At 29.0% G+C, this 15,913-nt stretch carries 17 protein-coding genes; 12 read left to right on the forward strand and 5 right to left on the reverse strand.

The genetic code is table 11. The annotated features are described in order from the left end of the window. Positions 1-15: 15 nt before the first annotated feature. Positions 16-3,222 carry a carbamoyl-phosphate synthase large subunit gene (gene carB / locus H8923_RS15865; RefSeq protein WP_153972833.1) on the forward strand — a complete coding sequence of 1,069 codons (3,207 nt, stop codon included), beginning with the start codon at positions 16-18 and terminating at the stop codon, positions 3,220-3,222. A gap of 45 nt (positions 3,223-3,267) precedes the next feature. Here carB and H8923_RS15870 read toward each other — a convergent pair whose 3' ends face one another. Next, a complete protein-coding gene (locus H8923_RS15870) occupies positions 3,268-3,453 on the reverse strand; it encodes a hypothetical protein (protein WP_153972834.1) in 186 nt (61 codons plus the stop codon). Positions 3,454-3,586: 133 nt separating this feature from the next. Beyond that, positions 3,587-4,315, reverse strand: a complete 729-nt coding sequence (locus H8923_RS15875) for a DUF3298 and DUF4163 domain-containing protein (RefSeq protein ID WP_153972835.1) — start codon at positions 4,313-4,315, stop codon at positions 3,587-3,589. Positions 4,316-4,510: 195 nt separating this feature from the next. Between H8923_RS15875 and H8923_RS15880 the strand changes: the two genes are divergently transcribed. Then, entirely contained in the window at positions 4,511-5,383 is an 873-nt protein-coding gene (locus tag H8923_RS15880) for a class I SAM-dependent methyltransferase (protein WP_153972836.1), read from the forward strand. After that, positions 5,383-6,054 (forward strand): RluA family pseudouridine synthase, encoded by a 672-nt coding sequence (locus H8923_RS15885; RefSeq protein WP_153972837.1) that lies wholly within the window; start codon positions 5,383-5,385, stop codon positions 6,052-6,054. The genes H8923_RS15880 and H8923_RS15885 overlap by 1 nt, the downstream gene beginning before the upstream one ends. 139 nt (positions 6,055-6,193) lie before the next feature. On the opposite strand, the gene H8923_RS17565 is transcribed toward H8923_RS15885, so the two are convergent. Beyond that, complete coding sequence (locus H8923_RS17565) at positions 6,194-6,328, reverse strand: hypothetical protein (RefSeq protein ID WP_263457715.1); 135 nt, start codon at positions 6,326-6,328, stop codon at positions 6,194-6,196. A 214-nt stretch (positions 6,329-6,542) separates the two neighbouring features. On the opposite strand from H8923_RS17565, the gene H8923_RS15890 reads away from it, so the two are divergent. Both H8923_RS15890 and H8923_RS15895 read left to right on the forward strand, forming a co-directional pair. Then, positions 6,543-7,250 carry a peptide arginase family protein gene (locus H8923_RS15890; protein WP_153972838.1) on the forward strand — a complete coding sequence of 236 codons (708 nt, stop codon included), beginning with the start codon at positions 6,543-6,545 and terminating at the stop codon, positions 7,248-7,250. Positions 7,251-7,335: 85 nt separating this feature from the next. Further along, a complete protein-coding gene (locus H8923_RS15895; protein WP_153972839.1) occupies positions 7,336-7,833 on the forward strand; it encodes an SEC-C metal-binding domain-containing protein in 498 nt (165 codons plus the stop codon). Between the two features lie 92 nt (positions 7,834-7,925). On the opposite strand, the gene H8923_RS15900 is transcribed toward H8923_RS15895, so the two are convergent. Together H8923_RS15900 and H8923_RS15905 are read right to left on the reverse strand one after the other, a co-directional pair. Further along, positions 7,926-8,726 carry a pseudouridine-5'-phosphate glycosidase gene (locus H8923_RS15900; RefSeq protein ID WP_153972840.1) on the reverse strand — a complete coding sequence of 267 codons (801 nt, stop codon included), beginning with the start codon at positions 8,724-8,726 and terminating at the stop codon, positions 7,926-7,928. Beyond that, positions 8,720-9,814 carry a PfkB family carbohydrate kinase gene (locus H8923_RS15905; protein ID WP_153972841.1) on the reverse strand — a complete coding sequence of 365 codons (1,095 nt, stop codon included), beginning with the start codon at positions 9,812-9,814 and terminating at the stop codon, positions 8,720-8,722. Before H8923_RS15905 ends, H8923_RS15900 begins: the two co-directional genes overlap by 7 nt. Positions 9,815-9,967: 153 nt before the next feature. Between H8923_RS15905 and yabG the strand changes: the two genes are divergently transcribed. From yabG to H8923_RS15940, 7 genes are all read left to right on the forward strand, one after another. Beyond that, positions 9,968-10,828: a sporulation peptidase YabG gene (yabG, locus tag H8923_RS15910; RefSeq protein WP_153972842.1), complete on the forward strand. Its 861-nt coding sequence runs from the start codon at positions 9,968-9,970 to the stop codon at positions 10,826-10,828. 146 nt (positions 10,829-10,974) lie between these two features. Continuing rightward, positions 10,975-11,247: a Veg family protein gene (locus tag H8923_RS15915; protein ID WP_187127985.1), complete on the forward strand. Its 273-nt coding sequence runs from the start codon at positions 10,975-10,977 to the stop codon at positions 11,245-11,247. Between the two features lie 95 nt (positions 11,248-11,342). Continuing rightward, positions 11,343-12,893, forward strand: coding sequence for a DUF3794 and LysM peptidoglycan-binding domain-containing protein (locus H8923_RS15920; RefSeq protein WP_153972843.1), 1,551 nt, complete (start codon positions 11,343-11,345; stop codon positions 12,891-12,893). Between the two features lie 110 nt (positions 12,894-13,003). Beyond that, positions 13,004-13,885 (forward strand): 4-(cytidine 5'-diphospho)-2-C-methyl-D-erythritol kinase, encoded by an 882-nt coding sequence (gene ispE, locus H8923_RS15925; RefSeq protein WP_153972844.1) that lies wholly within the window; start codon positions 13,004-13,006, stop codon positions 13,883-13,885. Further along, positions 13,878-14,558, forward strand: a complete 681-nt coding sequence (locus tag H8923_RS15930) for a GntR family transcriptional regulator (protein ID WP_153972845.1) — start codon at positions 13,878-13,880, stop codon at positions 14,556-14,558. The genes ispE and H8923_RS15930 overlap by 8 nt, the downstream gene beginning before the upstream one ends. A 151-nt stretch (positions 14,559-14,709) precedes the next feature. Continuing rightward, the gene (gene spoIIR, locus H8923_RS15935; protein ID WP_153972846.1) at positions 14,710-15,366 is read left to right on the forward strand and encodes a stage II sporulation protein R; all 657 of its coding nucleotides are present in this window, start codon (positions 14,710-14,712) and stop codon (positions 15,364-15,366) included. Positions 15,367-15,395: 29 nt separating this feature from the next. Continuing rightward, positions 15,396-15,908: a cell wall hydrolase gene (locus tag H8923_RS15940; RefSeq protein ID WP_153972847.1), complete on the forward strand. Its 513-nt coding sequence runs from the start codon at positions 15,396-15,398 to the stop codon at positions 15,906-15,908. The last annotated feature ends 5 nt before the right edge of the window (positions 15,909-15,913 follow it).

Consider the following 15,913-nt stretch of genomic DNA (forward strand, 5'->3'; position numbering starts at 1 on the left):
AAGGAGATTAAGATTATGCCTAAAATAGAGAGTATAAAAAAGACATTAGTACTGGGATCAGGACCAATAATAATAGGTCAAGCGGCTGAATTTGATTACTCGGGAACTCAAGCTTGTCAGGCTTTAAAAGAAGAGGGAGTAGAAGTTGTATTAATAAATAGTAATCCTGCAACGATAATGACGGACCAAGAGATTGCAGATAAGATATACATAGAGCCATTAACAATAGAATTTATAGAAAAAATAATAGAAAAAGAAAGACCGGATAGTTTATTAGCAGGAATGGGTGGTCAAACTGCTCTTAATTTAGCTGTTGAATTACATGAAGCAGGTATACTTGAAAAGTATAATGTTGAAATAATAGGAACATCTGTTGAATCTATTAAAAAAGGTGAAGATAGAGATACATTCAGAGAAGTAATGAGACAAATAAACCAACCAGTGGTAGTAAGTGATATAGTAACTGACTTAGAAGGTGGATTAGAATTTGCAAATAAAATAGGATATCCAGTAGTTGTAAGACCTGCATACACATTAGGTGGAACTGGTGGAGGTATAGCTGAAACAGTTGAAGAATTAACAGAAATACTTACTCAAGGTTTACAATTAAGTCCAGTTAGCCAAGTACTACTTGAGAAAAGTATAAAAGGTTGGAAAGAAATAGAATACGAAGTAATAAGAGATGGTAATGGAAACTGTATAACAGTATGTAACATGGAAAATATAGATCCTGTCGGAGTACATACAGGAGATAGTATAGTTGTTGCGCCTAGCCAGACTTTAAGTGATAAAGAATACCAAATGCTTAGAAAAGCATCTATAGATATAATAAATGCAATAGAGGTTAAAGGAGGATGTAACGTCCAGATAGCACTAAACCCTCATAGTTTAGAGTATGCAATAATAGAAATAAATCCTAGAGTTTCGAGATCTTCAGCTCTTGCATCAAAAGCTACAGGATATCCAATAGCTAAAGTTGCAGCGAAAATAGCTTTAGGATATACATTAGATGAAATAGAAAATGCAGTAACAAAGAAAACTTACGCATGTTTTGAACCAACTCTTGATTACGTAGTAGTTAAGATACCAAAGTGGCCATTTGATAAGTTTAAGCAAGCTAATAGAAAGTTAGGAACAAAGATGATGGCGACAGGTGAAATAATGAGTATTGGAAGTAACTTTGAAGCAGCGATGCTTAAAGGTATAAGATCTCTAGAAATAGGAAAATACTCATTAGTTCATGCTCCTTCTGAAGAAAAGAGCTTAGAAGAATTAAAAGCGAGTATAGTAGTGCCAGACGATGAAAGATTATTCGACTTAGCTGAAATGATAAGAAGAGGCTACAAAATAGATATGATAGAACAAATCACTGGTGTAGATAAGTGGTTTATAAATAGATTTAAATGGATAGTAGAGCAAGAAGAAAAGTTAAAAGGAATGAAGATAGAAGACTTAACTAAAGAGTATCTTCTTGAACTAAAGAAAAAAGGATTCTCAGATAAGGGAATATCGGACTTAATGAAAATAAGTCCAGAGAAAGTTTATGAATTAAGAACTTTATATAGCATAAAGCCTGCATATAAGATGGTTGATACTTGTGGTGGGGAGTTTGATGCATTATCTCCATACTACTATTCAACTTATGAAGAGTATGATGAAGTTGTAGTAAATGACAAGAAAAAAGTTGTAGTTTTAGGATCTGGTCCTATAAGAATAGGTCAAGGTATAGAGTTTGACTACTGTTCAGTTCACTGTGTTAAAGCACTTAGAAAGATGGGAATAGAAACTATAATAGTTAACAACAACCCAGAAACAGTAAGTACAGACTTCGATACATCTGATAAATTATATTTCGAACCATTAACAGAGGAAGAAGTATTAAACATAATAGAAAAAGAACAACCAGATGGAGTAATATTACAATTTGGTGGTCAAACAGCTATAAAGTTAGCTAAATTCTTAGATGAAAAGAGAATACCAATACTAGGTACAGATTTTGCAGATATAGATGCAGCTGAGGATAGAGAAAAGTTTGATGAATTATTAGAAAAATTAAATATAAATAGACCGAAAGGGAAGGCTGTATGGTCAGTTAAAGAAGGTATAGAGGAAGCTAGTAAATTAGGATACCCTGTACTTGTTAGACCATCTTATGTACTTGGAGGTCAAGGTATGGAAATAACTTATGAAGAGCATAAGTTAGAATCATACTTACAAAGCGCATTTGAAAGAGATAAGAAAAATCCAGTTCTTATAGATAAGTATTTAACTGGTAGAGAAATAGAAGTAGATGCAATTTGTGATGGAGAAGAAATATTAATACCAGGTATAATGGAGCACTTAGAAAGAGCTGGTGTTCACTCTGGAGATAGTATAACTATGTATCCTAGCCAGAATGTATCTGATGAAATAAAAGCTAAAATATTAGACTATACTAAGAAAATAGCATTAGAGCTTAACGTACTTGGAATGGTTAACATACAATTTATAGAATTCCAAGGGGAATTATATATAATAGAAGTTAATCCAAGAGCAAGTAGAACAGTTCCATATATAAGCAAGGTAAGTAAAGTGCCAATTGTTGATTTAGCAACTCAATGTATGTTAGGAGCTAAGTTAAAAGATTTAGGATATGGAACAGGAGTATATAAAGAGCCTAAGTTAATATCAGTTAAAGTTCCAGTATTCTCTATGTCTAAGTTATCTAGAGTTGACGTAAGTTTAGGGCCTGAAATGAAATCTACAGGAGAAGTTTTAGGTGTAGGGGAAACTTTAGAAGAAGCACTATATAAAGGATTTATAGGTGCAGGAAAGCAAATGTCTGATGAAAGAGGAGTTGTTCTTGCTACTATAAATAATTATGATAAAGCTGAATTTATGGAAATAGCAAAAGATATGAAAGAATTAGGTTACACTTTTGTAGCTACATCAGGAACAGCTAAGAGTTTAGAAGAAAATGGAATAGAAGCTACTGTAGTCAATAGAGTAGAGGAATCTAGACCAAATATATTAGATGCAATAAGAAATAAGCAAGTTGATATAGTAATAAATACTCCTACAAAAGGAAATGACTCGACTAGAGATGGATTCAAAATAAGAAGAACTGCAACAGAGTTCTCAACGGAAGTAATGACATCTTTAGATACCTTAAAAGCTTTAGTAGGTGTTAAGAAAAAGCAAATAAACAAGTCTGGATTAGAAGTTTATGATATATCAAAATAAATATTAGATATATAAAATGGCTACCTTAAGTATGAGGTAGCCATTTTATATATTAAGCATCATTATATCTCCAAGTTGAGTGTTTATATATTTTAATTTATCAAAATCTGATATTTCATCTTTGTCTAATATAAGTTTTATTGATTCTATAGCGCTTTTTAATTTAAGTTCTTCTTCCATTTGTAATTCAAGTATCCCTTCGATTATACTTTGTCTACCTAATTCAATCATATTTATACCCCCTATAATATATTTATTTAAATTATGGACATAAATAAAAAAAATATACATAAAAAAACTGTAAGCTATTAATTATTTCATAGCTTACAGTTTTTAGGTTAATTTATATAAATAGAGTAAACTTCTATCTTCTATAAATTCTCCTTTTGAGATTTGTACCCTCACAATAAAATCTAGGATGTATATAAGGAGCAAATTTACTAAATGTTAATTTAAATTTAGAAGTTCCAAACTCTTCCTTAGCGATTTGACCGGCGTCAAAATAAACAACCAAGCCGTCATCTTCAAGGTAAAATGCTTGATCATCTGTGATAAAAAATTCAACATTCTCAAAGTATAAATCTTTATTTTGATTTATTTTATAACTTACATAATCTGTAATAACTTTTATATAATCTACCCCTGGATTAAATATGTCTTTTAAAGCTATTTTATTTCCTGTAAGTAAATCATAATTATAGTTATATAATGTATCGTATTTAGGTAAACTGTTTCCTGAAAATCCTAACACATTGACAATAACACTAAGTAAATGATTTTTATTAAATGTAACTGCAAAGTTGGAAAATGCACTATAAATTCTTTTTTCCTCGGGTTTATCATTGGATACAGTTGAGTTATAATCTTGTTCTTCTTTCGCAAGACCATCTCTAAAATCATTAACATCTTCTTTTATAAGAGTGCTTACATTATTTAAGATAGATGGATTCGCAAAGAAATATCCATTACTAAAATTAAAGAAAGATGGATATTGGATATTATAGTAAAAAGTAGAGTTTCTAGAAAACTCTTCATTAAAATCAGTATAAATAAGATTATACAGACAATTACTTACAGATTGAGAATTGGCCACAAAGAATCCCCCTTTATTTAGATTATCAATTACAATATAATATGCTATGAGAAATTAAATTATTAATAATGAAATAAATAAAATAATGTTAGTAATAAAGCAAATGAAAGTATATAAACTATTTAAAAGAGCGAAAATATAACTAAATATGGTATAATACATAAGATTGAAGAGAAATTTAGCAGGAGGAATAAGATGTTAATATTAGCAGATAAATGGAAAGATTATGAACTTATAGATATGGGTAACGGAGAAAAATTAGAGCGTTGGGGAGATGTAGTATTAAGAAGACCAGATCCTCAAGTCATGTGGCCGATAAGAAATGAAAGTGGATTATGGAAAAATCCACATGGGCATTATCATAGAAGTGCAAAGGGTGGTGGTCACTGGGAGACTAAGAAAAAATACCCAGAAAAATGGACTGTAAGCTATAAAGAATTAAAATTCAATATAAGTCCAACTGGATTTAAACACACGGGTTTATTCCCAGAGCAAGCAGCCAACTGGGACTGGTCAATGGATAAAATAAGAAATGCAGGAAGACCAATAAAAGTGTTAAACCTTTTTGCTTATACAGGAGGAGCAACGGTAGCATGTGCAGCAGCAGGAGCAGAAGTTTGTCATGTTGATGCATCTAAAGGAATGGTTACTTGGGCAAAAGAAAATTTACATACATCAGGCTTAGGTGATAGAAAAGTAAGATTTATAGTAGATGATGTTGTAAAGTTTGTTGAAAGAGAAATAAGAAGAGGAAATAAATATGATGCTATAATAATGGATCCACCATCTTACGGAAGAGGACCTAAGGGAGAAGTATGGCAAATAGAAGAAAAATTATATGGATTAGTAGATTTATGTACTAAGGTATTATCAGATAATCCTTTATTCTTCTTAATAAACTCATATACAACAGGTTTATCACCTATAATATTAGAACATATATTAGATGCAACTGTAGCTAGAAAAGCTAAAGGTGGGAAAATATATGGTGGAGAGATAGGAATACCAACATCAAGAGACGGAAAAGTTCTTCCATGCGGAATATTTGGAAGATGGGAGAGTAAATAATGATAAAAGTTATATATGAAGATAATCATTTATTGGTAGTAGAAAAACCTGTGAATATACTGTCTCAAGGTGATGATACTAATGATAAGGATATGGTTAATCTTCTGAAAAACTATGTAAAAGAAAAATATAATAAGCCAGGGAATGTGTTCATTGGATTAATACATAGATTAGATAGACCTGTTGGAGGAGTAATGGTATTTGCTAAAACTTCAAAAGCAGCATCTAGGCTATCAGAGCAAGTAAGAAACAAAAGTTTTAAAAAGACTTATAGAGCTGTTATTCATGGAACGATGAATAAAAAGGAAGATACTTTAAAAGACTACCTTTATAAAAATAAGAAGACTAATATGGTTAGTGTTGTAAATAAGAATCATAAAGAAGCTAAAAATGCAGAATTAGATTATGAAACTTTACAAAGTAAAAATAACTTTAGTCTTGTTCAAATAGATTTGAAGACTGGAAGACCACATCAAATAAGAGTGCAATTTGCAAGCAGAAATCATCCCTTATTTGGGGACCAAAGATATGGTCAAGATGTAAATAAAGTAGGCCAACAAATAGCGTTATGGTCTTATAAAATAGAGATAACTCATCCTACAACTAAAGAAAAAATGGAGTTTATATGTGAACCTCCAAAAGAATACCCATGGGATTTATTTAGTAAATAATAGGGCTGTTTAAAATCAAAATAATATAATTAAGGGCGATGGTGGAAATAATAATTTTTATTTCATCTTACGCCCTAGGTAATTATATTAATGAATTTTAAAGCACCCTTTTTTTATTTAGGATGTAGAATAAAATTTGTTATATATGAACTAAATCTTGGAGATTTAAGTCTTCGTTATTATTATTTAAGCATATACCGTTTGTTAGAAAGTAAGATACAAATGTTAATATAAAAGGGAATAGTAATATAATTGTTAATATTAAACCTGACATTGTGATACCTCCTGTAAACTTATTTTGTTTGTCGTGAGATTTATTATATCAGGCTGGTGCTAAAAAAGCCTTACGGGAAGAGTGGTTTTAGATTACCGTTTTGTAAGTTTAAAAATAAAATATATTTATAATTAAATATCAAAATTTTGTTTAAACTATTAGAGTGCTGTAAGATAATCAATTAAAAATAAAAATTAATAATGAGGATTTGAGTATGGATAAGTATGTAGGATTTTATATTGAAGACCCAATAGGGAATAATGAATTTTCTTATGAAGATAGAGAGAATAAAAATGTTTATGTACCTAAGTTAATAAAAGGAACTTTAGAGGATGTTGCCTTAGGTGATAAGATAGTTTTCAATGAGATAGATGAAGGAAATGAAATAAAAGCTAAGGGCTTAAAAAATATGGTTGAATATAAGATTGATGATAAGACAGTTTATGTTTTTGACAATCATAATCATGCTTTTTATTTTTGGATGAAAAGTCTTAAGCAACAACATTTTACAAAGGGCTGTAAAGTAGTTCATGTAGACCAACACAAAGATATGAGAGAACCTATAAATTATGATGTCAATATAAATGATATGGACGACGTATTTAGGTATACTAATAAAGTTTTGAATGTTGGTAATTTTATAAAACCAGCCCTTAAGCATAAGGTATTTTCAGAAGCTATAATCATAGATAGCTCATATGGGTTTGATATGAAAGTTGAAGGAGAATATGTTTTGGATATAGATTTAGATATATTTTCAAAAGATATGGATTATATACCATACGAATTTAGGCTTAATAAAATAAAAGAGCTTATAAAAGGGGCTAAGGTTATTACTATAGCTAGTAGCCCTTATTTTATAGAACAAGACTATGCTATAAAAGTATTAAAAGAATTATTTAATTATGATATAATAGAATAGTTAAATAATTAATGCTATAGCATAAGTTGATAAATTTATAGTAATTTATAATATAAAAAAGATAGAAATTTTAGGAGGAAAAAGTATGAGTTTATTTACTGAATGGAGATCTTTAAGCGAAAATCATGCTAGCCAAGAAGAAGAAATAAAATTCTGGGAAGAGTACTTAAAGGTAGAAACTACAATATACAATGAAATATTAAATAACAAAATGGAAGTAGTAGAAGGAACAGTTGCTGAATTAGCTGAAAAGTTCAATACTTCAAACGAATACATAATGGGATTCTTAGATGGAATAAGTGAAAGTTTAAAAGAAGATTTAGACTTAGAATCTATAGAAGCTGATACAAAAGTTACTGTAAAAATAGATTGGGAAAAATTATACTACAACATGGTAGCTGTTGAAGCTCATTGGTTACATAGCTTACCAGGTTGGGAAGAAATATTATCTGCAGAAAAGAGAAAAGAATTAACAAAAGCTTTCAAAAACTCTAAAACTATAGTTAAAGAAGATAAAGTTGGAAGAAATGATGCTTGTCCTTGTGGAAGCGGTAAAAAATACAAGAAGTGCTGTGGAAAGTAAGATAAATAAAAAGTAGCACTAAACTTAAAAAAGAAAATTAATAAATCAAAAAGGATGTCTCAAAGTGTATATTTTGTGGCATCCTTTTTAATTTATAATTTTGATTTATATAGTTTATATAAGTTTTTTGTTATATCGGCAGCGAGTTTAGCGTTATTATATATAAGTTGAATATTACTATCTTCAATTTCATCGTTTATTATTGGGTTAACTATTAGTACTCCACTTCTTAGATTCAAATCCCATTTAGCTTTTAATACTTTTGAAATCTCTAAAGGGGAGTCAATATTATAGTCTACAGCAAAACTATTTTTTCTTTCATAAGAAGAGGATATTTCGTTTGTTTTATATCCGATTACTGGAACACCGTTTGTATTTAAATATTCTAAGGCCGATCCTATATTTAAAGTGGAATTTATTCCAGAACAAATAACAGCAATGTCAGTATTGACTAATTCGCGTAAATCTGTGGATATGTCAAATATATTATCTGATTCTCTACGCACTCCTTGAAGGTGAGAAGTAGCAAATACTTTAATACCTGCTAAATTAGCTAATACTATGGACGCAGCAATAGTTGTAGAACATGTTTGTTTTCTTGATATAACAAATGGTATATCCTTCCTATCCGCATTGATTATATTCTTATTTAAAGAAAGTAGTTCGATTTCTTCTTCTGTAAGTCCAACTTTTAAAATACCATCTATAATTGCAATTGTGGCAGGTATAGCTCCACAATTTCTAATTACTTTACAAATATCATTAGTGACATTTATGTTCTTAGGATAATGCGTATCATTAGAAATAATATCAGATCCTAGAGCGACAACAGGTTCTCCAGCAGAAATTGATTTTTGAACTTCCGAATGTATCTGTAAATACTTTTCTAACATGAGATTAACTCCTTTAAAGTTTTTTCTATGCTTTCTATTGATAAGTTTGGATTTACAGCTGATTTATGAGATAAAGTTAAAATTGAGGCAGCCACAGAAAGCTCTGTAGAATATTTCAAATCAAATTTGTTTAAGTAGCTGTAAACAATTCCAGACATAAATGCATCTCTTGATCCTGTAACACTAACTGTATCGATGCTTAAATCCTTTATATGTATAATATTTTTACCATCAGATGAAAAAATATTATTTTTATCAAGATTTATAAAAACTCTTTTTATTCCTTTGCCTAAAAAATAGTTAAAACACATATGTAAGTCATTTTCATTAGAAATCTTAATATCTGATAAAATCTCTGCTTCCTTTTGACTTAAACTTATAGCTTCGAACCTTCCAAGGAAATTTTTAATTCTAATACACTTTGATGAAGAAACTATATCAACAAAGATTGGAATATTTGTATAAGTTTTTGTAATAAAGTCTATTGTATCTTCAGATAAATTTGTATCAATTACTATAGCCAACGAATCACTTATTGGCAAATGTTTAGAATTAATAAAAGGGATATCTAATTTATCTATGATATCCATATGGGAAATAGCAATATTCATATCATTTGAATTATTAAGAATAGATACATAAATTGATGTTGATTCTTCATTTGATATATAGCAATCATCTACGTCTATACCGTAATTTTTACACTCGGATAAGATTGTATTTCCGTATAAATCATTTCCTATTGCAGAAATAAGCTTTGTATTAATTCCTAATCTACAAATATTTTCTGCTATGTTTCGTCCAGCACCACCAACTGAAATATTAACCTTGCCTGGAGTAGAGTCATACATTATAAGTGGATTAGTTGGTATACCTACTATATCTATATTAGACCCTCCAATAACAGTTATATAATTATCTTTTTTTAAAATATAACCTTTTCCCTTAATATAACCTTTCTTCATGAGGTTAGTTATATGTACAGCTACAGAAGATCGTGTTATACATAGTATATCAGCTAACTCTTTTTGCGAAATCATAGGGTTTGTTTTTAGTATATCTAAAATTTCTTTTTCTCTATCAGTCATATTATCACCTAAAAATAAAAATTTGTTTCAAAATATGTTATCACCATATTTTCTATTTTTCAACAAAAAAATGTTTTATATTCTTTCAGAAGGAACAAAAATATTCTAAGGACATATTATGTATTAAGATAATTTTTATTTGGGAGGACAGTTATGAGAATAGGGGATGTAGTAGCTAGAAAATCTTATAATAAGGATATTATATTTAAAATAGAAGCTTTTAGCATAGATGAGAATAATAAAAAAATAGCGATATTAAAGGGTATAGCATTTAGAATTGTAGCAGATGCATATTTAGATGATTTAGAAATAGTGCAACTGCCTGATATGAATGATATTTTAATAGATAGAAATGTTGAAAATTTATTGTATAGATCAGTAAAAAAGGCAAAAGAAAGACAGAAAAAAAATATGAGGGGAATACCAAAGGCGCAAGCTAATGCTAATGTTTATGGAATACCTGGGAAGGTATTGCAAATAGATGGAGATAAAGAATATTTAAAGATATGCTTAGATGTATACACTCAGCTTGGGATTCCAGCTGTAGGAGTTGCTATACCTGAGCAAAACCAATATAAAGAGGTAAGAGCCCTTCTAGAAAAACATAATCCAGATATATTGGTTATAACAGGTCATGATGCTCTTTCATCTAAGAAAGGAAATACGAAGGATATAAATAATTATAAAAACTCTCTAAATTTTATAAAAGCAGTTAAAGAGGCTAGAAAATGGGAACCTAATTTTGATAGCCTTGTAATATTTGCAGGAGCATGTCAATCTAATTATGAGCAAATAATAAAGGCAGGGGCTAATTATGCAAGTTCGCCTGGGAGAATAATGATACACGCATTAGATCCAGTATTTATAGTTGAAAAGATAGCTTGTTCAAGAATAGATGTAGTAGTACCTATAGATGAGGTTATAGAACAAACTGTAACTGGATATAAGGGGATTGGAGGATCAGAAACTAGAGGTAAATTTAGATGGGCTATGCCAAAAACAATATTATATTAAAAAAAAAGTAATATTATACTGTATTCTTAAAAAATACTATTGACTTTTCTATTAAAAATATATAAAATTATTAGTTTAAACGTTTGACAATATACTGTTTTTATGGTATTATGTAAACATACAAACGTTTAAAAGAAGGTGATATTGTGGCTACAGTTCAGACGCTAGATAAGATCAGGCTAAGTTTGGAAAGACATTTAGGAAAGAAGATAATATTAAAGGCTAACAAGGGGAGAAAACAAGTTATAACAAGAAGAGGAGTACTTGAAAAAGTTTATCCAAGTGTTTTTGTTGTAAGGCTAGATGATAGTCAAAATGGATACTCAAGGGTATCATATAGCTATTCAGATTTATTGACAGCAAATGTTAAATTACAAGTATATAAAGATAGAGATAAAGATAAGTTAAATGTAAGTTAAAATTATACCTATTAAAAATAGGTGTAATTTTTTTTTTGTTCTTTAAATATAAATATAATGTGATAACTTATATATTTAAACAGGGGGGACAAATTATGGAATTAATAAAAGATGTTATAAAAATTGATAACAGGATTGACTTTGGAAAATTTCAAACATTTATAGAATCAGAAGCAGTAGTGCCAGACAAAAAATCAGACGTATATGATATAGTAAAAACAGAGGGGTACATAGCTCTCAAAAAAATAGAAGTTGCTGATGGAAAGATAGTGTGCAGAGGAAGCTTTAATTATAATGTAATATATATTACAGATGATAAAAATACTGTATCAAATGTAGATGGTAAAATAGACATAAATGAAGTTATTGATAAAGATAATATAACTCAAGACATGGAATATATGTTATATCCAGAAATAGAGCATGTAGATTGTACAATAATGAATGAAAGAAAAATTAGAGTAGGTGCTCTTATAAATATTAAGGGAAGTCTATTCGAAAAACAAAGATTAGATATAGTAAAAGATGTATCACAAGTAGAAGGGATACAAAAACATAGAAAAGAAGTTAATTATCAAGATATTGTGGGTATAGAAAAGTCTGAGAGTGTAATAAGGGATACTATAACTATAAATACAGAGGAAGTACAATCAATTATAAGTATAAATCCATATGTAAGAATAAAAGAAAGTAGAGTCAGTGACAATAAAGTCATTATAGGAGGAGTATTAAATATAAATCCACTTGCTTGTACTTATGATGGAGATCTTGTTGAATTGGACAGAGTAGATATTGATTTTACTCAATTTATAGAAGTTCCTGGTGTTTGTGATGGTATGATAGAAGAAACATTGCTATCAATAGGAGATTTTAATTATATATTTAAACAAAACAATGAAAGTAACACAGGTATACTAGAGGTTGATTGTACAATTAGTAGTAAGGTTAAAGTTACAGATGAAGTGACAAGAGAAGTATTACAAGATGCTTATTCTCCACAAAAAATAATTAAGTTTGATCACCGATTAATAGAACTAAATAAAGTATTGTTAAGCGACACTGAAAGTTTTGTGGTTAGAGAGACAATAAAAAATGATAATGAAGATATACAAATAAAAGATATTGTAAGTGTTTGTCCGTCAATATCTATTGAAAATTCATATGTAGAAGATGGTAAAAGTATAATTCAAGGTATAATAAAATTAGATATATTGTATGTTCCTGTTGAAGGTTTAAGATTAGTTTATAAGATAAGTGAAGAAATACCTTTTGAACATGATATGGAAATTGATAACTTAACAGATACATCTACTGTATTTAATACAGTGTGTATTGAAAAAATAGAAGCAGATTTAAATAGAGATCAAATAGATATATCTATAAAGGTAAAAAGATTTATCGAAGCAATAGACAAGAAATCTGAAAGTTTTATAATTAAGGGAGAGGATCATGGAGAGTACGATTTATCAAAAGCTCCAAGTATTATAGTATATATATGTAAAGAAGGAGATAATCTTTGGAATATAGCTAAAAAATATAATACAACAGAAGAAGAAATTGCTGAACTTAATGATTTAAAATGCGATGAACCTCTTAAACCAGGAAAGTGTTTAATATTAGAGAAAAAAGTAGTTTTAGTAGACTAAAATTATATAAAAATAAAATAATAGGGTGTTATAATACCCTATTATTTTATTTTTTGTAGTATAATATTTATGACTGGGAATGCATTATACGATATACAAAGGAGGCTAAAATGAATTCTATAGAGTTAAAAAGCAGGGCAAAAATAAATTTATCAATAGATGTCCTAGGGAAAAGAGTGGATGGATATCATTTAGTCGAAATGATAATGCAGACAATAGACCTGTACGACATCATTAAAATAAAAGAATTAGAAACTGAAGAAATAATTATAAAAAGCAATACTTCAGACATACCATTAAATGAAGATAATATAGTTTATAAAGCCGCAGAATTAATTAGAGATAACTTTAATATAAAAAAAGGTATAGAGATTTTTATAGAGAAAAATATACCTATAGCAGCAGGAATGGCTGGAGGTAGTTCAAATGCAGCAGCGATATTAGTGGGGCTTAATAAGCTTTGGAATTTGAATTTATCAGAAAAAGAATTAAAGGAACTTGGATTTAAACTAGGAGCAGATGTACCATTTTGTATAGTAGGTAAGGCAGCTTTAGCACAAGGTGTAGGAGAGGAACTTACATATATTAAGGGGTTACCAGATGATATAAGTATATTAGTTTGTAAACCTGAATTATTTGTGTCGACTAAAGAAGTGTACGAGGGATTAGACTTAAAGAATATTAATATTAAGCCAGATAACAAGTATTTAATAAACTGCTTAGAAAATAATGAAATAGAATTATTATCTAAAAATATGGTGAATGTTCTTGAAACGGTAACTAGTAAAAAACATAAAGAGATAAGTGATATTGAAAAGATTATGAATAAAAATAAAGCATTAGGATCTATGATGAGTGGGAGTGGACCAACTGTATTTGGACTTTATAAAAATGAAGAAGATGCTTTAAAAGGGAAAAGAGAGTTATTAAAAAAATATAAACAAGTTTATGTGGTAAAGAGTAGTGAGAAAGGAGTTGAAATTAATGGATAATTTAACTAAATTAAATTTAGATGATTATAAGCCATTAAGGGATGTAGTATTTGAAAATTTAAGAGAAGCTATATTAGAAGGCAAATTAAAACCAGGTCAAAGATTAATGGAAGTACAGCTTGCAGAACAATTAGGTGTAAGTAGAACACCAGTTAGAGAAGCCATAAGGAAGCTAGAGTTAGAAGGTCTAGTTGTTATGCTACCTAGAAAGGGTGCATATGTGGCAAATATGTCTTTAAAAGATGTAATAGATGTACTTGAAGTGAGAGCTAGCTTAGAAGGATTATCTGCATCTCTAGCAGCAGAAAGAATAAGTGATATAGACTTAAAAAGATTAAAAAAAATAGCTGAAGAATTTAAAGAAAGTACAATAAATGCAGATATTGAAACTTTATTAAAAAAAGATGTCGAATTTCATGAATGTATATTTAAGGCAGCAAATAATAAAAAATTAACTCAAGTAATAAATTCTTTATGGGAGCAAGTTTATAGATTTAGAGTAACATATATATCTGATTATGATTCATCTCTAAGTATAGTTGAGGAACATAAAAATATATTATCAGCTATTGAAAAAGGAGATTGTGAATTAGCAAAAAAATATGCTACAGAACATATAGAAAAAGCAGAGCAATTTATGATAGATAAAGCTGTAAGTCATAAAGGTTTATAGAGAAGGGAAACCTTCTTTTTTTATTGCAATAAATTTTATTTTTATTGATCTTAAATACTATCTAGCTATATAAAAAGTAAATTTTTAATTGAATAAATAATTAAAAATTGGAGATACTCAAATTAGAAAAATATTTAGGGGGATAAAAATAATGAAAGTGAGAATAATAAAAGCTAGATTGGTAATTCTAATTTTAAGTTTAATAGCCATTATTTCGATAATGTCTATATCTATAAAAAGTGAAGCTGATAAGATAGATAATATTAGTGAAAGTTATAAAGAAAAATTAATAAGATTTCATGTTATAGCAAATAGTGATACAGAAGAAGATCAAGAATTAAAACTAAAGGTAAGAGATAAAGTTATAAGTTATCTACAACCAAAGTTAGAAAATTCAAGTAGCATAGAGGAAAGTGAAAAAATTATAACTAATGAGTATGATAATTTACAAGAAATAAGTAGAGAAACTATTTTAGATAATGGATATGATTATGATGTAAAAGTAGGTATAGAATATAGTAATTTTCCAACAAAGCAATATTCTAATGTAGTACTACCTGCAGGAGAGTATAAGGCTTTAAAGGTGGTAATAGGTGAAGGAAAAGGGAAAAATTGGTGGTGCGTTATGTTTCCTCCACTATGTTTTGTAGATGAAGAAAATGGAGTAATCGATAAGTCTACAGATGATAAGTTACAATCTGTATTAGATGAGGAAGAATATAAGTTGATTACAACTAAAAACAAAGAAGAAGGAAATGTTGTTAAATTTAAATTTAAAATAGTTGAAGTAGTAAAAGACATATTCTAATTATCAATTAAAAAGGAGTGAATTCAACCATGGATAGGTGCTATAAATTTATAGTGTCTCTGCTAGTTTTTATAAGTGTAATTGTTCCTTCGAATAATGTTTTAGCAGAAGGCAACGATTTGGAAGATAAGCCAGTACCAGCAGTTAAAACAAATTCAAAGGAAGAAAGAAAAGCTGTAATAAACTTAACTAGTGAAGAAATATTACTATTGTCAAAACTAGTAACTAGTGAAGCTAGAGGTGAGAGCTATGAAGGTCAAGTTGCAGTGGCAGCCGTGGTAATTAATAGAGTAAAAGATTCTAGATTTCCTAACTCTATAGAAGATGTTATATATCAAAAAAATGCTTTTTCTGTTGTAAAAAATGGAACTATAAACATGAACCCAACAGATGAGGCATATAAAGCAGCACAAGACGCTCTATATGGATCGGATCCGACTGAAAAGGCTGTATATTTCTGGAATCCCAAAATTTCTACATGTAAATGGATACAGACACTAAATCCTCACATGAGGATAGGTAATCACGTTTTTGCTAAATAAGACTA

It is taken from the genome of Romboutsia faecis (genome assembly GCF_014323405.1).
In the GTDB taxonomy this organism is placed as follows: Bacteria; Bacillota; Clostridia; order Peptostreptococcales; family Peptostreptococcaceae; genus Romboutsia_E; species Romboutsia_E faecis.